The sequence below is a fragment of the Enterobacter sp. 200527-13 genome (assembly GCF_027924865.1).
GTDB lineage: Bacteria > Pseudomonadota > Gammaproteobacteria > Enterobacterales > Enterobacteriaceae > Enterobacter > Enterobacter ludwigii.
The window spans coordinates 487,409-504,058 of record NZ_BSCM01000003.1 but is presented as its reverse complement, the minus strand read 5'-3'; the positions used below and the strand labels follow the sequence as shown (position 1 = coordinate 504,058).

Genomic DNA, 16,650 nt, shown 5'->3' with positions numbered 1-16,650 from the left:
TTTGTCCCGTTTCAAGTGTTGTTTACGGTTGGCGATTGCGCAAATGCGCGCTGAATGCCGTCGCGTCCATAAACCCGGTTACACGCTGTGCAGGCTGCTCTTGGCCCTGTTCGTTGAAGAACAGAATGGTTGGCAGACCCAGCACGTTAAGTTGCTTCAGCAGTGCCTTATCCGCTGTACTGTTGGCGGTGACGTTTGCCTGGAGCAGAACCGTCTCTTTCAGCGCACCTTGCACCTGCGGATCGCTAAACGTGTACTTTTCGAATTCTTTACAGGCGACACACCAGTCCGCATACAGATCCAGCATGACCGGTTTGCCTTTCGCCTGCGCCAGTGCGCTGTTGAGTTCATCCACGTTCTTTATCTGGATGAAGTTCAAATGCGCCTGCGTTTGTCCCGCGGGTGTGCCAAATGCCCAGTCCTGCAGTGGCCGTACGCTCACCAGCGCGGCGGCGAGCAGGAGGATTTGCACAAGACGCATCCACGGCTTTTTCGCTGCCAGGCTTGTGATAAACGCCCAACAGAAGAAAGCAACACCGAGCATTGCCCACAGGCGCATCCCCCAGACGTCGCCGATAATACGCTCGAGCAAGAACACCGGCAGCGCCAGAATGACAAAACCAAACGCGGTTTTCACCGTCTCCATCCACGGGCCGCTCTTGGGCAGCAGACGGTTGCCAAATACCGTTACCAGAATCAATGGCAGACCCATTCCCAGCGCGTAGAGATACAACGTACCACCGCCGAGCCACATGTTACCGCTCTGGGCAATATACAGCAGGATCGCGCTCAGTGGCGCGGTAGTGCACGGTGAGCAAATCAACCCGGCGATGGCACCCATCACGAACACGCCGCCCGGGGAGCCACCCTGCTGACGGTTACTCATCAGCGTTAAGCGAGTCTGCAACGCGGACGGCAGCTGTAGGGTGAACAAACCAAACATCGACAGCGCCAGCAGAATAAATACGATCGACAGGCCAGCCAGCACATAAGGGTGCTGAAGTGCAGCCTGGAACTGCAGTCCGGCAGCAGCAACAACGAGGCCCAGTGCGGTGTAGGTTAACGCCATACCCTGCACGTAGATAAAGGCCAGCAGCAGGGCGCGTGCGGTTGAAAGACGTTGCTTGCCGCCAAGGACAATTCCGGAGATAAGCGGATACATGGGCAGCACGCACGGCGTGAAGGCGATGCCGATACCAATCAGTAAAGCCCACAAGGCGGAGAAGGGCAGTGCTGTGTGACCGTCGTCCTTCATTCCGGCGCTCTCCCCTGCGGGAAGAGCAGGCATACTGGCGGCCACTTTAACTTCGCTCAGCGGAATGACTTTGGTTTCCGGCGGATAGCAGAAGCCCGCGTCGGCACAGCCCTGATACGTGACGGTCACGGTGGCGCCTTTATCGGCCTGATTGACCGTCACGGGCACGCTTAACCGCTGGCGATAGATTTCACTTTTGCCGAAAAACTCGTCCTCATGCCACTCGCCCGCAGGCATCTGAAGTGGGCCTACCTTTGCCTGAGCAGGCGTGATGCTGACCTGCTTGCGATAGAGGTAATACCCCTCTTTTATCTGCCAGGTAAGATTCAGGTCATGCTGGTCTTGCTGAAAATCGAAAACAAAGGCCTGGTCGGCAGAAATAACGTTCGAACGGCCGGGAGCGTCAAATAACCCGGCAAAAACTGATGTGCTGCACAGCAGCAGGATCAGCGTAAGGAAGCGTTGAGCCATGAGAGATAATCGTTGTCGCCGTGGACCACTGACAATACCAGCAGTTCGGGGGTTTGATAAGGATGATGAGATTTGAGGCAGTCCAGGAGTGCCTGCTGGTTCGCCAGATTGGTTTTGAGCAACATCTGGACTTCGTACTCCTGCTCCAGTTTACCTTCCCAGTAGTAAAGGGAGGTGGCGCCAGGAAGGAGCGTCACGCAGGCTGCCAGTTTTTCGGCCAGCACTTTGGCGGCGAGATCCTGGGCAGAGGCTTCATCAGGGGCGGTACAAAGGACAACAACAGCATCAGGCGTGTTCACAAGTCGACCTCCTCATCACGAAAGTCTTCACTATATCACGCAAGGCTATTGGTCATTAATGAAACGGGCCGCAGAGCGGCCCGTTTTTAACTATTTTTACAACCCATCATTGTTTACAGCACGATGCCGCCAATGATAAAGCCGAGGATCACGCACAGCGAGATAGCCACCACGCCCGGGATCAGGAACGCATGGTTAAACACGTACTTACCGATGCGAGTCGAGCCAGTGTCATCCATCTCAACCGCCGCCAGCAGGGTTGGGTAGGTGGGTAAAACGAACAGTGCAGAAACGGCAGCAAACGAGGCAATAGCCGTCAGCGGGGTAACTCCCAGCATCAGTGCCGCAGGCATCAGGGCTTTGGTGGTGGCCGCCTGAGAGTAAAGCAGGGTTGCGGCAAAGAACAGCACCACAGCCAGGAGCCACGGATAGTTGTGCAGCAGGTCGCCCGCAACGGTCTGGATATCGCTGATGTGAGCTTTCACGAAGGTATCACCAAGCCAGGCCACACCCAGTACACACACGCAGGCGCTCATACCGGATTTAAAGGTGCTGGCGTTGAGCACTTCGCTGGTGTCGATTTTACAGGTGATGCTGATCAGCGTAGCGATAGTCAGCATGAATACCACAATCGCTTCGTTACGCGGCAGGACCGGGTTTTGGATAAGACCCACGGTGTCACTGATGGCGGTTGCGTAGAACATGACCGCAACGATACCGATCAGGAACAGCAAGACGGAGCGTTTTGCATGCGGCTTCAGTTCGAAGACCTGGCTACCACGCAGTTTCACTTCACCTTTTGCCAGACGCTCCTGATAAACCGGATCGTCTTTCAGTTCGGCGCCGAGGAAGTTACACAGCACGGCGGTGATCATCACTGCAATCAGCGTCACCGGAATACAGATGGCCAGCAGCGTCAGGTAACTCACGCCCATAGGCTCAAGGATACCGGCGAAGAAGACCACCGCAGCGGAGATAGGTGATGCGGTAATTGCAATCTGGGACGCGACCACGGCAATCGAGAGTGGACGAGACGGACGGATGCCCTGCTCTTTCGCCACTTCGGTAATGACCGGCAGCGTGGAGAAGGCGGTGTGGCCAGTACCGGCGAGAATGGTCATAAACCACGTCACCAGCGGGGCAAGAAAGGTAATGTATTTTGGATGGCGGCGTAACATACGCTCCGCCAGGCTCACCAGGTAGTCCATACCGCCTGCCACCTGCATGGCTGCGATAGCGGCAATAACCGCCATGATGATTTCGATAACATCAAAAGGGATTGCGCCGGGTTTAATCTGAAAGATAAGGGTAAGTACGAGCACCCCGAGACCGCCGGCAAAACCAATGCCGATACCCCCGAGTCTTGCTCCCAAATAAATCGCCAACAGGACGATGACGAGTTCTGCTCCAAACATAAGGACCTGCCTTGCTTATTAACAAGTTGATATTGAATTGTTGTATTTTGGTAACGCCTATAAAGAAAAAAGGCACGTCACAAGTGACGTGCCTTAAGGAAGCCTAGCCTGAACTGCTACTGTTCGCTTTCATCGGTATATCGTTTCGCTTTGTATGCCGGGTGCATCAGGTTCTGGGCCGAGAAGATATCGTCCAGCTCGGCTTCGGTCAACAGTCCACGCTCCAGAACGACTTCACGCACGCTCTTACCTGTTTCGGCGCAAATCTTACCGACGATGTCGCCGTTATGGTGGCCGATGAACGGGTTGAGGTAGGTGACGATGCCGATGGAGTTGTAGACATACCCTTCACAAACTTCTTTGTTTGCGGTGATGCCGTTAACGCATTTCTCCAGCAGGTTGTAGCAGGCGTTGGTCAGAATGTGGATGGATTCAAACATTGCCTGGCCGATGACCGGCTCCATGACGTTCAGCTGCAGCTGGCCGGCTTCAGAGGCCATGGTCACGGTTGTATCGTTACCGATGACTTTAAAGCAGACCTGGTTCACCACTTCTGGCACTACCGGGTTCACTTTCGCCGGCATGATGGACGAACCGGCCTGCAGCTCTGGCAGGTTGATTTCATTCAGACCAGCGCGTGGACCGGAAGAGAGCAGGCGCAGGTCATTACAGATTTTGGAGAGTTTCACCGCCAGACGTTTCAGGGCGCTGTGAACCATAACGTACGCGCCGCAGTCGGAGGTGGCTTCAATCAGATCTTCTGCAGGCACAACCGGCAGGTTAGAGACTTCAGCCAGCTTCTGTACCGCCAGCTGCTGGTAACCGTCCGGCGTATTCAGACGCGTGCCGATGGCGGTTGCGCCCAGGTTCACTTCCAGCAGCAGCTCGGAGGTGCGCAGCAGGTTTTTAGTTTCTTCGTTAAGCAGCACGTTAAACGCGTGGAATTCCTGACCGAGTGTCATCGGAACCGCGTCCTGCAGCTGGGTACGACCCATTTTCAGGATGTCCTGGAACTCAACGGCTTTGCGCTGGAAGCCGTCACCCAGCTGATTGATGGCGTCCACCAGTTTCACTACGGAGGCATACACCGCGATACGGAAGCCGGTTGGGTAGGCGTCGTTAGTGGACTGACATTTATTAACGTGGTCGTTCGGATTCAGATACTGGTATTCACCTTTCTGATGACCCATCAGCTCCAGGCCGATGTTTGCCAGTACTTCGTTGGTGTTCATGTTAACGGAGGTGCCCGCGCCGCCCTGATAGACATCGACCGGGAACTGATCCATGCATTTGCCGTTGTTCAGCACTTCATCGCAGGCAGCGATAATCGCATTTGCCGCGCTTTTTGGAATGGTTTGCAGCTCTTTATTGGCCAGTGCTGCGGCTTTTTTCACCATCACCATGCCACGTACAAATTCAGGGATGTCGCTGATTTTGTTGTTGCTGATGTAGAAGTTTTCAATCGCTCTCAGAGTGTGAACACCATAGTAGGCATCCGCTGGAACTTCCCTGGTACCCAACAAGTCTTCTTCGATACGAATGTTGTTTAACATGTGAACCTTCTTTTCAAGCTGCCGATGGATTGTACTAAACACACAGTATTTATGTGGTTTTGAATATTTTCTGACCGACGATTATTCCCTCAATCAGCCAGATGTTCGAGATCATATGCTGATGATAGCGAATTGCCGTAATCTGGATCACTTATTATCGACCCGATTCCATGATAATTATTAATCTGTGAAATGAGTCACCGCTTTAAAATTTCCAGAAAAAATATCCGTGCAAACCGATTGAATTTTGGCTAACCGTCACCATTTCTTACAGACGCGTTTCGCGAACACATTCAGACAGGGGCCTGAGGGCACCTGCCACACAGGAGATGCCAGTGCGCTGGATACCATTTATTGCTTTCTTTCTCTATGTTTACATCGAGATTTCAATTTTTATCCAGGTCGCCCATGTACTGGGTGTCCTGTTAACGCTGATTCTGGTGATTTTCACTTCGGTGATCGGCATGTCGCTGGTGCGTAATCAGGGTTTCAAAAATTTCCTGATAATGCAGCAGAAGATGGCCGCAGGCGAAAGCCCGGCCGCAGAGATGATCAAAAGCGTCTCGCTGATTATTGCTGGCCTGCTGCTGATCCTGCCGGGATTCTTCACTGACTTCCTCGGCCTGCTGCTGCTTCTGCCGCCGGTGCAAAAACACCTGACCATGAAGCTACTGCCGCATCTGCGTTTTAGCCGTATGCCGGGCGGTGGATTCAGCACAGGGCCGGGTGATACTTTCGAAGGGGAGTATCAGCGTAAAGATGAACAGCGCGACCGTTTAGACCATAAAGACGATCGGTAAAAGAGGCCAGGCCCGGTAAGCGAATCGCTACCGGGCTTTGTTTTACAGGGTGCCGCGTTTCGGTAAAAACAGCCACAGCCCCGCCAGCATGCTAATCGCATACAGGCTTTTCCACCCCACCATCGCCAGCAACAGCAGGCAAAGCACGCCACCAACCACTGCCAGCGTTTTATAGCGACCTTTCAGCAGACGACAACCCGCCAGCATGCACAGCAGGTAGATCATGATGAAAATCCCGTTGGCGTACACGATCAGGGCATCAAGATTGATATTCAGCGCGTAAATACATAGCGAACTCAAGACGCAGCAGCCCAGCACGGTATTAAGCGCATTCAACGGCAGCTGACGTTTAGACAGGCGCGCAAGGCGGCTCTCTGGTTTATCAAGCGCCTGCGACCACACCAGACGCGCAAAGCTCTGGATGTAGATATTGAGGCTGGCGAAACAGGCCAGATAGCCAATAACACAGGCGACCCACAGCGCTTTCAGACCAAACAGTTGCACCACAATGCCCGGCAGCGAGGCAGCGGCCGCTTTATCCGCGGCGAACGCGTTAAAATGCAGTACCAGCACGGTACAGGCCCAGTAAACGGTACCTGCTAACAGCAGGCCAATCATCAGGGCGCGCGGGAAATCCCGTTCCGGTTGTTTAAACTCAGAGGCCAGATGGGCGAACGCCTCCAGCCCGACAAAACACCAGAACATTACCGATAGCGCAGCGAACAGCTGCGAATGGTTGACCTCACTTACCGCGGGGAAGGGGATCTCCTTCAGCGTAATATCCCCTTTCCACCAGATGGCGACAATGAGGGCCACAATCAGTATTGCAACGACGGTTTGCAGGTTGGCACTCGAGCTGGCACCCCGTGAGCCGACCCACCAGACGATGGCCAGCGTACCCAGCTCGGCCAGCAGCAGTTGCTCGTTATGCCAGCCAAACAGCGCCTGGCCAAAACCGGTCGCGATATGCAACGCTGCCGGTAGACCGACCGGAATAACAGAAAGAAACAGCCAGCCGGTGACCCGCTCCAGTCGCGGACCAAAGGCCATACCGACAAAGTGCGCTACGCCGCCCGCGCTAGGGAAATGCCGTCCGAGGATGGCAAACACGACCGCGACCGGAAACACCAGCACAATCAGCACTGGCCACGCCCACAGGCTAGTATTGCCGGCCACCAGTGCTGCCAGCGCGGGTACCGCAAACACACCTGTACCTAACAAGGAGGTCGACAGCAGACCCACGCCCTGCGCCAGTCCCAACTCCTGTTTTAGTCCACTCATTGACATCGCCCTGCCACGATCAAAAGAGAGGCGATGGTAACACTTTCGCAAATTTTTTTTCGTCTGCCCCTTGAAGGGGGAAAAAGCTATCCCCATCTCTCAGGGCACTAGTCGGAAAACCGCGTGCGGACCGGCGTCATCCATAACTGATAATGACTTTCTCAAAGGAGAGCTATCAATGAGTATTCGTCCGTTACATGATCGTGTGATCGTCAAACGTAAAGAAGTTGAAACCAAGTCTGCTGGCGGCATCGTTCTGACTGGTTCTGCAGCAGCAAAATCAACGCGTGGCGAAATCATCGCTGTCGGTAAGGGCCGCATTCTGGAAAACGGAACTGTGCAGCCACTGGACGTTAAAGTTGGTGACATCGTAATTTTCAACGATGGCTACGGCGTGAAATCCGAGAAGATCGACAATGAAGAAGTGTTGATCATGTCCGAAAGCGACATTCTGGCAATTGTTGAAGCGTAATTTTACGCACGAGAATTTGAGGAAATAAGAACATGGCAGCTAAAGACGTAAAATTCGGTAACGACGCTCGTGTAAAAATGCTCCGCGGCGTAAACGTACTGGCAGATGCAGTTAAAGTGACCCTGGGCCCGAAAGGCCGTAACGTAGTGCTGGATAAATCCTTCGGCGCGCCAACCATCACGAAAGACGGTGTTTCTGTAGCACGTGAAATCGAGCTGGAAGACAAGTTCGAAAACATGGGTGCGCAGATGGTGAAAGAAGTTGCCTCTAAAGCGAACGATGCTGCAGGCGACGGTACCACCACCGCAACCGTACTGGCACAGGCTATCATCACCGAAGGTCTGAAAGCCGTTGCTGCGGGTATGAACCCAATGGATCTGAAGCGCGGTATCGACAAAGCGGTTACTGCGGCGGTTGAAGAGCTGAAAGCGCTGTCCGTTCCATGCTCCGACTCTAAAGCGATTGCTCAGGTTGGTACTATCTCCGCTAACTCCGACGAAACCGTAGGTAAACTGATTGCGGAAGCGATGGACAAAGTCGGTAAAGAAGGCGTGATCACCGTTGAAGACGGTACCGGTCTGGAAGACGAACTGGACGTGGTTGAAGGTATGCAGTTCGACCGCGGTTACCTGTCCCCATACTTCATCAACAAGCCAGAAACGGGCGCTGTTGAGCTGGAAAGCCCATTCATCCTGCTGGCTGACAAGAAAATCTCCAACATCCGTGAAATGCTGCCAGTGCTGGAAGCCGTTGCGAAAGCAGGCAAGCCGCTGGTTATCATTGCTGAAGACGTTGAAGGTGAAGCACTGGCGACCCTGGTGGTTAACACCATGCGTGGCATCGTGAAAGTGGCTGCGGTTAAAGCACCTGGCTTCGGCGACCGCCGTAAAGCGATGCTGCAGGATATCGCTACCCTGACTGGCGGTACCGTAATCTCTGAAGAGATCGGTATGGAGCTGGAAAAAGCGACCCTGGAAGACCTGGGCCAGGCTAAACGCGTTGTGATCAACAAAGACACCACCACCATCATCGATGGCGTGGGTGAAGAAGCGGCTATTCAGGGCCGTGTTGCTCAGATCCGTAAGCAGATTGAAGAAGCAACCTCTGATTACGACCGTGAAAAACTGCAGGAGCGCGTAGCGAAACTGGCAGGCGGCGTGGCAGTAATCAAAGTGGGCGCGGCAACTGAAGTTGAAATGAAAGAGAAGAAAGCACGCGTTGACGATGCTCTGCACGCGACCCGTGCAGCAGTAGAAGAAGGCGTGGTAGCTGGTGGTGGTGTCGCGCTGGTGCGTGTTGCCGCTAAACTGGCTGGCCTGACTGCTCAGAACGAAGATCAGAACGTGGGTATCAAAGTTGCGCTGCGCGCAATGGAAGCACCACTGCGTCAGATCGTTTCCAACGCCGGTGAAGAGCCATCCGTGGTTGCGAACATGGTGAAAGCGGGCGAAGGTAACTACGGTTACAACGCTGCAACTGAAGAATACGGCAACATGATCGACTTCGGTATCCTGGATCCAACCAAAGTGACCCGTTCTGCACTGCAGTACGCGGCCTCTGTAGCGGGTCTGATGATCACTACCGAGTGCATGGTGACCGACATGCCTAAAGGCGACGCACCTGACTTAGGTGCTGCGGGTATGGGCGGCATGGGTGGTATGGGCGGCATGATGTAATCGTGCGCTTTACCGCTTAGAATGAGAAAAACCCCCGGGCAGAAATGCTCGGGGGTTTTTCTTTTGGTCATCTTTTTAGTATAAGGTTTACACACGGACAACATCTGCTGTCCAGCTTATTGAAAACGAGGAATAACATGCGCGTAAAAGTCTGTGCAGGGATCGTAGGAGCAGCATTGCTGCTGGCGGGTTGTAGCTCCAGCAATGAGCTGTCTGCTGCAGGTCAGGGCGTTCGCTTTGTTGAAGATAAGCCGGGTAACGAGTGCCAGTTTTTAGGCACGGCAACCGGTGAGCAAAGCAACTGGATGTCGGGTCAGCACGGTGAAGAAGGTGGATCTATGCGTGGTGCTGCTAACGCGCTGCGTAACCAGGCTGCAGAGATGGGTGGCAACGTGATTTACGGTGTGAGCAGCCCGTCGCAAGGGATGTTGTCCAGCTTCGTGCCAACGGCCAGCCAGATGAATGGCCAGGTCTATAAGTGCCCTAACTGATCTACATTGCTGATGGCGCTGCGCCCAACCCCGCCGGGCGGATAAGCGTAGCGCCACCTGCCATTATTGTTGCCGCAGTTGCAAATCCAGCGGCGTCTTACTCGGCTCACCGCCAATCTCTCGCGCCAGCTTCGGCACCATATAGCCTGAAACCAGCGTTAACAGTTCGCGCATAATTTGCCGGGCCTCTTCATCCGTGACCATGAAATGCGCCGCGCCTTGCACACGATCCAGTACGTGCAGGTAGTAGGGCATCACGCCCGCATCGAATAACGCATTACTGAGCTCCGCCAGAACCCGGGCATTATCATTCACACCGCGCAGCAACACGCTCTGGTTCAACAGCGTCACACCCGCTTTGCGCAGACGCGCCATCGCCGCACGGAATGCCTCATCGATTTCATTCGCATGGTTGATATGGTTCACCAGCAGAACCTGTAAACGAGACTGCTCAAGGCGAGATACCAGACCGTCCGTGATGCGTGCCGGAATAACAATCGGTAAACGGCTGTGGATGCGCAAACGCTTAATGTGTGGAATGGCTTCAAGCTGGGTCAACAGCCAGTCCAGTTCATGATCTTTTGCCATCAGCGGATCGCCACCCGAAAAAATGATCTCATCCAGTTCCGGATGGGCGGCGATATAGTCCAGGGCGACCTGCCAGTTGCGTTTATTACCCTGATTTTCGGCATACGGGAAGTGGCGACGGAAACAATAACGGCAGTTTACCGCGCAGCCGCCTTTCACCAGCAGAAGAGCACGGTTGAGATATTTGTGCAGTAAACCCGGTACCACACTGTTCTGCTCTTCCAGAGGATCGGTGCTGTATCCAGGCGCCGATATAAACTCTTCCTGCGCAGTAAGCGTTTGTTTTAATAATGGATCGTCAGGGTTTCCTTTCTCCATACGGGCAACAAACGCGCGGGGAACACGCAGGGCAAAAAGTCGCTTAGCCTCGCGGCCTGCAAGCAACTCTGGGTGCTGATCGAGGTCTAACAGACGCAGCAATTCATCAGGACTGGTGATTACATCGGCAAGTTGCGATAACCAATCTTCTCTGGACGGGGTGTTTAGGGTTACAATATGCGCCATTTTGTGGCTTAGCTACCAGTTAACAAATTTAGAGGGCCTTATGGCAACGTACTATAGCAACGATTTTCGTGCTGGTCTTAAAATCATGATGGACGGCGAACCGTACGCGGTTGAAGCCAGCGAATTCGTTAAACCAGGTAAAGGCCAGGCATTCGCGCGCGTTAAGCTGCGTCGCCTGCTGACCGGTACCCGTGTTGAGAAAACCTTCAAGTCTACTGACTCCGCTGAAGGCGCTGATGTTGTCGATATGAACCTGACTTACCTGTACAACGACGGTGAGTTCTGGCACTTCATGAACAACGAAACGTTCGAGCAGCTGTCTGCGGATGCTAAAGCGATTGGCGATAGCGAAAAATGGCTGCTGGACCAGGCTGAGTGCATCGTGACCCTGTGGAACGGCCAACCTATCGCTGTTACCCCACCAAACTTCGTAGAGCTGGAAATCGTTGAAACCGACCCAGGTCTGAAAGGTGATACCGCAGGTACTGGCGGCAAGCCAGCTACCCTGTCCACCGGTGCAGTGGTTAAAGTTCCACTGTTCGTACAGACTGGTGAAGTGATCAAAGTAGATACCCGCTCCGGCGAATACGTATCTCGCGTGAAGTAATTTACGTCAAGACTGAAGGCGCAGCGCCCGCTGCGCCTGTTTTTTGCAGGCAGGGATGATGAACCGTACCGTTAAAATTCTGCTTCTGTTAGCGCTGTCCAGCGCGTTGCTTTCCGGCTGTAACACCGCGCGTGGAATGGGGGAAGATATCCAGGATCTCGGCCATATCATTTCTCACGCGGCCAGCTAACCCCGTCTAATTTTCCTAAAAATGCGTCCTTTTCCGTCAAACGACGGGATATTGTCTATTCTTAAATTGCTATACACAAAACAACTTTGGCTATAAAAGGACGATATTATGGTTAAGAAGACAATTGCAGCGATCTTTTCAGTCCTGGTACTTTCTTCAGTATTAACAGCCTGTAATACCACGCGTGGCGTTGGTCAGGATATTTCTGAAGGTGGTAGCGCAATCTCTGGTGCGGCAAGTAAAGCACAGCAGTAATTGAATAAACGGTACGGAACCAGACGGGTTTCGTACCGTCAGCTTTCTGATTCCTGCAGGGATAAAAACGGTGAATAACGCGTATCCATATGCAATTTCATGCGGATATTCCGTTTATAGGTATAGACCGTTTTACCGTTAATACTCAGGTGAGCCGCAATTTTCTGATTGCTGGCACCCTCCATCCACAACGTCAGCACTTTCTCCTCCTGGCGCGTCAGCAAAGGCGCGGTTACCTTTGGCTTTTCACTGTTCGCGTGCGAAATGAGTGCGTCGTGGATAACTGTCCCCAGTTGTTCAAGACGGGCATTTTTCAACAGCGATGACCAGACCGGGAATTGCTTCAGCCAGGCGGTCATTTCACTATCCTCACCCGATTGCAGCAAAATAAAGGGCACTCTTTCGCTGGCGTTCAGTAAAGATGAGAGTGACTGAAAGGGATGGACATCCTGTCTGAACCCATGCAGGTCAGCAATGACCAGCGTCGGTTTCCATTGCAGAATGTGCTCTCTGGCGAGGAAAAGATTATTCAGGCCGGTCACAACGACGTTTTCCGGAAATAAACCGGAATGATTGAGCCATGCTTCAAACCCGGTGCGGGTGAAGTGACAACGGTCAATCAAAAGAATTTTGAACATATTATATTCGCAGTCGGCTAGTGGTTTGGCTTCCTGCCATCAGAAAGCACATCATCATAGAGAAGTCGGATGAGTGATAAATGCCTGAACTGCGCGGCATACTGCGGCTATTTCTTGCCTTAACATGTTCAGCACAAAAGGATTGAAAAAAAATCGCACGCTAACCAAAATATGAGGCGTAATCTTTGCCTTGCGGGACGACCCGTAAGCGCTTCCTTCATCGGGGACGGCCCCAACTTGCATTTAAGTTAAGGAGCCTGAAATGTCCTGGATCATTCTTGTTATTGCTGGCCTGCTCGAAGTGGTATGGGCGATAGGTCTGAAGTACACCCACGGTTTTACCCGCCTGACACCCAGCGTCATTACCCTTACCGCGATGATTGTGAGTATCGTTTTGCTCTCGTGGGCGATGCGTTCTTTACCGGTGGGGACAGCGTATGCCGTCTGGACGGGAATTGGCGCCGTGGGGGCGGCCATCACGGGGATCCTGCTGTTGGGTGAGTCAGCGAGTCTGGCGCGTATCGCCAGCCTCGCCCTGATTGTGGCTGGTATTATTGGGTTGAAGCTCAGCACCCATTAATGGGGTTGTTCTACCCAGATGAGTTTCGACACATCAAACCCTTGCCGGGTCGCGACGTCCAGCATCTGCTGTTTCATCTCAGGTGAAAGGGTTGGGGTGCGAGAGAGGATCCACAGATAGTTACGATCCGGCCCGCAGACCAGCGCGTGACGGTACTCTCTGTCGAGCGCGATCACGTTATATCCGCCATAGAACGGGCCGAAGAAGGAGACTTTGAGCGCGGCCCGTCGCGGGTCGCCGGTAAAGTACGCTTGTCCAATCGACTGCTGCCACATTTCCCGGTCCGGATTATAGCCCCGGTTGATAACCTGAATACCGCCGTCATCCATCGGGCTGTAATTTGCCGTGACCTTCTCTAAACCCCGTTCAAAACGGTGGTCAAGGCGCGCGATTTCATACCATGTTCCAAGAAAACGTTGTGCGTCGAAATTGCTGACAACGGTGACGCCGGGAGGGGGAGTAGGGGAGCTGCAGGCAACCACTAAAAACGCGGCTGTCACTGCGGCGATAACAGGCAAAATGCGCATAGGAGTTTCCTTACTGTTTTTTGTTAAGTGTAGATGACAGCAAGGAAAATGCGGGAATTTTGCAGGCCGGGTGGGCATCAGCATCACCCGGCAAGATGTTACTGCAGAGCGCTCAGAATACGGTATGCCGCTTCCACGCGTGCCGGGTTCGGGTAGCTCTTGTTCGCCAGCATAACGATGCCGAGTTCCTTCTCAGGAATAAATGCCACGTAGCTGCCAAATCCGCCCGTCGAGCCTGTTTTATGTACCCATGACGCTTTTACCGGTGGTGCAGGAGGGTTCACTTCTGCCACGGGCAACGGTGCAAGCGCTACCTTGTTGTCGCTGCCCTCCACCACGGTTTTGGCTTCTACCGGCCAGTTGAGCATCTCCCAGCCCAGGCCCTGGTACATCGAGCCTGTGCGCCAGTAGCGAGACTGTGCAAGCACCATGCCCTGCTTCAGTGAGGCATCCTGTACCCCATCGGGGGCCATGTTAGCCACCACCCAGCTCGCCATATCCTTCACGTTGGTTTTCACGCCATATGCTTCGGCATCGAGCATGCCCGGCGAAACGTGAACCGCTTTACCGTCACGATAACCCCAGGCGTAATGCGGTTCTTCTGCCTTCGGAACGTTAATCCACGTATGGTTCAGGTTAAGCGGCTTCAGGACCCGTTCTGTCATCGCCTGCTCAAAGCGCATGCCAGAAGGTTTCACCGCCAGAGCCCCAAACAGACCGATGCTGGCGTTCGCATAAAGACGCGTGGTGCCTGGCGCCCACTGTGGTTGCCAGGACTGGTAAAAACGCAGCAGCGAGGCATTATCGGTAACCTCATCGGGCACCTGTAACGGCAGGCCACCGGCAGTATAGGTTGCCAGGTCCAGCATGCGAACGCCCTGCCACTGTTTGCCGGTCAGCTCAGGCCAGTATTTGGTCACCGGATCGCCCAGCGAAATTTCACCGCGAGCAATAGCATCGCCACCCAGAACGCCGGTGAAGGTTTTGCTGATTGAGCCCAGCTCAAACAGCGTTTGTGCAGTGACGGGTGTGTTCGCTGCGACATCGGCCTTGCCGAAGGTGAAGTAGTGCGGCTGGCCCTGATAGATCACGGCGACCGCCATACCCGGAATAGACTGCGCTTTCATCAGGGGCGTAACGGTACGTTCCACGACCTTCGCCAGCTGTGTTTCTGACATAGGTGCGGCTAATGCAGCGCAGGAGGTGCTGAGCAGCAGGGCGCAGCACAGGGATTTTTTCATCATCAGTTATCTTCCGTAATAGCGAGTCAAGGGAGTGTCCGGGCCCGTCAGACATACCCAGTCTGTTGGATTTGACTGTGGCTGACAAACGGTTAAATTTAGCATTAGCTGTTAATTTTTCTAACGGATGGGTCGATGACACGCAGCTATTTACCGCTTAATTCGCTTCGTGCCTTCGAAGCCGCCGCAAGGCACCTCAGTTTTACTAATGCTGCCATTGAGCTGAATGTCACCCATTCAGCCATCAGTCAGCACGTTAAGACGCTGGAACAGCATCTGAACTGTCAGCTGTTTGTCCGGGTTTCGCGCGGATTGATGCTGACGACAGAGGGCGAGAATCTGCTGCCGGTGCTGAACGATTCGTTTGATCGTATCGCCGGCATGCTGGATCGCTTTGCCAGTCATCGCGCGCTGGAGAAGCTTAAAATTGGCGTGGTGGGGACTTTTGCGACCGGGGTGTTATTCGCGCAGCTGGATGATTTCCGTCGCCGCTATCCGCATATCGATCTGCATCTTTCGACCCATAATAACCGCGTCGATCCGGCCGCCGAAGGGCTGGATTACACGATCCGCTACGGTGGAGGGGCGTGGCATGGCACTGAAGCGACGTTTCTGTGTTCTGCGCCGCTGGCTCCGCTGTGCACGCCTGAAATTGCCGTCGGGCTACAAGCACCGGCGGACATGCTGAAGTTTACGCTGCTGCGCTCCTACCGACGCGACGAATGGTCGGCGTGGATGCAGGCCGCGGGCGAACTCCCGCCGTCACCAACGCATCGGGTGATGGTGTTTGATTCATCCGTTACCATGCTGGAAGCCGCGCAGGCCGGCGTGGGAATTGCTATCGCACCTGTGGGTATGTTCACTCATCTGCTGAACAGCGAACGTATCATTCAGCCGTTTGCGACACAGATTGAGCTGGGCAGTTACTGGTTAACCCGATTGCAGTCACGGACAGAAACCCCTGCAATGCGTGAGTTTGCGCAGTGGCTGGTGGGGAAAATGCAGAAATGACAGGCCCGCCGGGAGGCGGGCCTGATGTATCAGATAGTAACCACGGCAATCAGCGTAACCACCGTCAGGATGGTTGCCAGACCGTAGAACACCCATTTCCCGCTCGGGACATGGATTTTCAGGTCATGCATCGCGTGGTGAATACGGTGCAGGCCACACCACAGCGGCAGGACGATCATCAGGAAGAGGAACACACGGCCAATAAAGCTGCTGGCAAAGGCCAGTACTCGTTCGTAACCCAGCGCATCGCCCGGAAACAGCCCCAGTGGCAGCATAATACCGACCAGCAGGATGATGACCGGCGCGATGATGGCGCTCCACATCCCCCCTGCGCCAAACAGTCCCCAGAAGACCGGCTCGTCAGAACGTTTTGGATTTGGATTAATCACAGTAGTCTCCTTACCAGAACAGTGCGACAAACAGAATGACCACAGTGACGAGGATCGTCACTCCCCATAGCCCTTTAATGACCGGCTCTGGCCCCATTTTCTCGTCTTTAATGATGATGTTCGCCGCTTTTGGCGCCAGTTCAAACCAGGTTTGGGTATGAAGCAGCGCTGCCGCGAGCACAATCAGGTTCAGGATCACGATGATGGGGTTTTGCAGGAAGCCGACAAAGCTGGCCCAGGTTTCAGGGCCATGTTTGAGGGCATAAACGCCATACATCAGCTCCAGGCTGAACCAGACCGCCGGCACCGCGGTGCCTTCACGCAGCATATAGAAGCGATAAAACGGCAGTTTCTTCCACCAGGTGGACGGCATTGGCCGCACGTAGGCTTTGCGTTTAGTCGTCATT

The 16,650-nt window shown here is 53.9% G+C and carries 20 protein-coding genes; 9 read left to right on the top strand and 11 right to left on the bottom strand.

Annotated features, from left to right (window positions below):
• Nucleotides 1-22: 22 nt before the first annotated feature.
• From QMG44_RS14510 to aspA, 4 genes are all read right to left on the bottom strand, one after another.
• Entirely contained in the window at nt 23-1,726 is a 1,704-nt protein-coding gene (locus QMG44_RS14510; protein ID WP_086533152.1) for a protein-disulfide reductase DsbD, read from the bottom strand.
• Nucleotides 1,702-2,025, bottom strand: a complete 324-nt coding sequence (cutA, locus tag QMG44_RS14505) for a divalent cation tolerance protein CutA (RefSeq protein WP_044857998.1) — start codon at nt 2,023-2,025, stop codon at nt 1,702-1,704. The genes QMG44_RS14510 and cutA overlap by 25 nt, the downstream gene beginning before the upstream one ends.
• Before the next feature lie 113 nt (nt 2,026-2,138).
• A complete protein-coding gene (locus QMG44_RS14500) occupies nt 2,139-3,440 on the bottom strand; it encodes an anaerobic C4-dicarboxylate transporter (protein WP_006178930.1) in 1,302 nt (433 codons plus the stop codon).
• A gap of 116 nt (nt 3,441-3,556) precedes the next feature.
• Nucleotides 3,557-4,993: an aspartate ammonia-lyase gene (aspA, locus tag QMG44_RS14495; RefSeq protein WP_020882968.1), complete on the bottom strand. Its 1,437-nt coding sequence runs from the start codon at nt 4,991-4,993 to the stop codon at nt 3,557-3,559.
• Between the two features lie 335 nt (nt 4,994-5,328).
• Between aspA and QMG44_RS14490 the strand changes: the two genes are divergently transcribed.
• Entirely contained in the window at nt 5,329-5,793 is a 465-nt protein-coding gene (locus tag QMG44_RS14490; protein ID WP_032679407.1) for an FxsA family protein, read from the top strand.
• Nucleotides 5,794-5,835: 42 nt separating this feature from the next.
• Here the strand turns inward: QMG44_RS14490 and yjeH are convergent, their stop codons facing one another.
• Nucleotides 5,836-7,074: an L-methionine/branched-chain amino acid transporter gene (gene yjeH / locus QMG44_RS14485; RefSeq protein ID WP_086533153.1), complete on the bottom strand. Its 1,239-nt coding sequence runs from the start codon at nt 7,072-7,074 to the stop codon at nt 5,836-5,838.
• 178 nt (nt 7,075-7,252) lie between these two features.
• Here yjeH and QMG44_RS14480 point away from each other — a divergent pair, with 178 nt between their 5' ends.
• From QMG44_RS14480 to QMG44_RS14470, 3 genes are all read left to right on the top strand, one after another.
• Entirely contained in the window at nt 7,253-7,546 is a 294-nt protein-coding gene (locus QMG44_RS14480; RefSeq protein ID WP_003855929.1) for a co-chaperone GroES, read from the top strand.
• 32 nt (nt 7,547-7,578) lie between these two features.
• Nucleotides 7,579-9,222 (top strand): chaperonin GroEL, encoded by a 1,644-nt coding sequence (groL, locus tag QMG44_RS14475; RefSeq protein WP_014168284.1) that lies wholly within the window; start codon nt 7,579-7,581, stop codon nt 9,220-9,222.
• 137 nt (nt 9,223-9,359) lie between these two features.
• Nucleotides 9,360-9,713 carry a DUF4156 domain-containing protein gene (locus QMG44_RS14470; RefSeq protein ID WP_020882965.1) on the top strand — a complete coding sequence of 118 codons (354 nt, stop codon included), beginning with the start codon at nt 9,360-9,362 and terminating at the stop codon, nt 9,711-9,713.
• 63 nt (nt 9,714-9,776) lie between these two features.
• On the opposite strand, the gene epmB is transcribed toward QMG44_RS14470, so the two are convergent.
• Nucleotides 9,777-10,805, bottom strand: a complete 1,029-nt coding sequence (gene epmB / locus QMG44_RS14465; RefSeq protein WP_025206268.1) for an EF-P beta-lysylation protein EpmB — start codon at nt 10,803-10,805, stop codon at nt 9,777-9,779.
• Nucleotides 10,806-10,845: 40 nt separating this feature from the next.
• Here epmB and efp point away from each other — a divergent pair, with 40 nt between their 5' ends.
• The 3 genes from efp to ecnB all read left to right on the top strand — a co-directional run bounded on the left by efp (nt 10,846) and on the right by ecnB (nt 11,857).
• Nucleotides 10,846-11,412, top strand: a complete 567-nt coding sequence (gene efp / locus QMG44_RS14460; RefSeq protein WP_014882207.1) for an elongation factor P — start codon at nt 10,846-10,848, stop codon at nt 11,410-11,412.
• Nucleotides 11,413-11,470: 58 nt separating this feature from the next.
• A complete protein-coding gene (locus tag QMG44_RS14455) occupies nt 11,471-11,602 on the top strand; it encodes an entericidin A/B family lipoprotein (RefSeq protein WP_086533154.1) in 132 nt (43 codons plus the stop codon).
• A 108-nt stretch (nt 11,603-11,710) separates the two neighbouring features.
• On the top strand, nt 11,711-11,857 hold the full coding sequence (ecnB, locus tag QMG44_RS14450) for a lipoprotein toxin entericidin B (protein ID WP_014168289.1): 147 nt from the start codon (nt 11,711-11,713) through the stop codon (nt 11,855-11,857).
• A gap of 38 nt (nt 11,858-11,895) precedes the next feature.
• On the opposite strand, the gene QMG44_RS14445 is transcribed toward ecnB, so the two are convergent.
• The gene (locus QMG44_RS14445) at nt 11,896-12,495 is read right to left on the bottom strand and encodes a LuxR C-terminal-related transcriptional regulator (protein ID WP_014168290.1); all 600 of its coding nucleotides are present in this window, start codon (nt 12,493-12,495) and stop codon (nt 11,896-11,898) included.
• A gap of 262 nt (nt 12,496-12,757) precedes the next feature.
• On the opposite strand from QMG44_RS14445, the gene sugE reads away from it, so the two are divergent.
• On the top strand, nt 12,758-13,075 hold the full coding sequence (gene sugE / locus QMG44_RS14440) for a quaternary ammonium compound efflux SMR transporter SugE (RefSeq protein ID WP_032681885.1): 318 nt from the start codon (nt 12,758-12,760) through the stop codon (nt 13,073-13,075).
• Here sugE and QMG44_RS14435 read toward each other — a convergent pair.
• Nucleotides 13,072-13,602, bottom strand: a complete 531-nt coding sequence (locus tag QMG44_RS14435; RefSeq protein ID WP_014168292.1) for a lipocalin family protein — start codon at nt 13,600-13,602, stop codon at nt 13,072-13,074. The two genes, sugE and QMG44_RS14435, sit on opposite strands and share 4 nt — an antisense overlap.
• 98 nt (nt 13,603-13,700) lie before the next feature.
• Nucleotides 13,701-14,846, bottom strand: coding sequence for an ACT family cephalosporin-hydrolyzing class C beta-lactamase (gene blaACT, locus QMG44_RS14430; protein ID WP_086533155.1), 1,146 nt, complete (start codon nt 14,844-14,846; stop codon nt 13,701-13,703).
• A gap of 132 nt (nt 14,847-14,978) precedes the next feature.
• On the opposite strand from blaACT, the gene ampR reads away from it, so the two are divergent.
• A complete protein-coding gene (gene ampR / locus QMG44_RS14425; protein WP_020882960.1) occupies nt 14,979-15,854 on the top strand; it encodes a LysR family transcriptional regulator AmpR in 876 nt (291 codons plus the stop codon).
• A gap of 29 nt (nt 15,855-15,883) precedes the next feature.
• Here the strand turns inward: ampR and frdD are convergent, their stop codons facing one another.
• A complete protein-coding gene (frdD, locus tag QMG44_RS14420; RefSeq protein WP_032679414.1) occupies nt 15,884-16,243 on the bottom strand; it encodes a fumarate reductase subunit FrdD in 360 nt (119 codons plus the stop codon).
• Nucleotides 16,244-16,253: 10 nt separating this feature from the next.
• Entirely contained in the window at nt 16,254-16,649 is a 396-nt protein-coding gene (frdC, locus tag QMG44_RS14415) for a fumarate reductase subunit FrdC (protein ID WP_281853118.1), read from the bottom strand.
• Between the last annotated feature and the right edge of the window lies 1 nt (nt 16,650).

Coding starts and splice junctions, on each gene's coding strand:
- QMG44_RS14510 (WP_086533152.1), bottom strand. CDS start 1,726: ATGGCTCAACGCTTCCTTACGCTGATCCTGCTGCTGTGCAGCACATCA.
- QMG44_RS14500 (WP_006178930.1), bottom strand. CDS start 3,440: ATGTTTGGAGCAGAACTCGTCATCGTCCTGTTGGCGATTTATTTGGGA.
- aspA (WP_020882968.1), bottom strand. CDS start 4,993: ATGTTAAACAACATTCGTATCGAAGAAGACTTGTTGGGTACCAGGGAA.
- yjeH (WP_086533153.1), bottom strand. CDS start 7,074: ATGAGTGGACTAAAACAGGAGTTGGGACTGGCGCAGGGCGTGGGTCTG.
- QMG44_RS14480 (WP_003855929.1), top strand. CDS start 7,253: ATGAGTATTCGTCCGTTACATGATCGTGTGATCGTCAAACGTAAAGAA.
- groL (WP_014168284.1), top strand. CDS start 7,579: ATGGCAGCTAAAGACGTAAAATTCGGTAACGACGCTCGTGTAAAAATG.
- QMG44_RS14470 (WP_020882965.1), top strand. CDS start 9,360: ATGCGCGTAAAAGTCTGTGCAGGGATCGTAGGAGCAGCATTGCTGCTG.
- epmB (WP_025206268.1), bottom strand. CDS start 10,805: ATGGCGCATATTGTAACCCTAAACACCCCGTCCAGAGAAGATTGGTTA.
- efp (WP_014882207.1), top strand. CDS start 10,846: ATGGCAACGTACTATAGCAACGATTTTCGTGCTGGTCTTAAAATCATG.
- QMG44_RS14455 (WP_086533154.1), top strand. CDS start 11,471: ATGAACCGTACCGTTAAAATTCTGCTTCTGTTAGCGCTGTCCAGCGCG.
- ecnB (WP_014168289.1), top strand. CDS start 11,711: ATGGTTAAGAAGACAATTGCAGCGATCTTTTCAGTCCTGGTACTTTCT.
- QMG44_RS14445 (WP_014168290.1), bottom strand. CDS start 12,495: ATGTTCAAAATTCTTTTGATTGACCGTTGTCACTTCACCCGCACCGGG.
- sugE (WP_032681885.1), top strand. CDS start 12,758: ATGTCCTGGATCATTCTTGTTATTGCTGGCCTGCTCGAAGTGGTATGG.
- QMG44_RS14435 (WP_014168292.1), bottom strand. CDS start 13,602: ATGCGCATTTTGCCTGTTATCGCCGCAGTGACAGCCGCGTTTTTAGTG.
- blaACT (WP_086533155.1), bottom strand. CDS start 14,846: ATGATGAAAAAATCCCTGTGCTGCGCCCTGCTGCTCAGCACCTCCTGC.
- ampR (WP_020882960.1), top strand. CDS start 14,979: ATGACACGCAGCTATTTACCGCTTAATTCGCTTCGTGCCTTCGAAGCC.
- frdC (WP_281853118.1), bottom strand. CDS start 16,649: ATGACGACTAAACGCAAAGCCTACGTGCGGCCAATGCCGTCCACCTGG.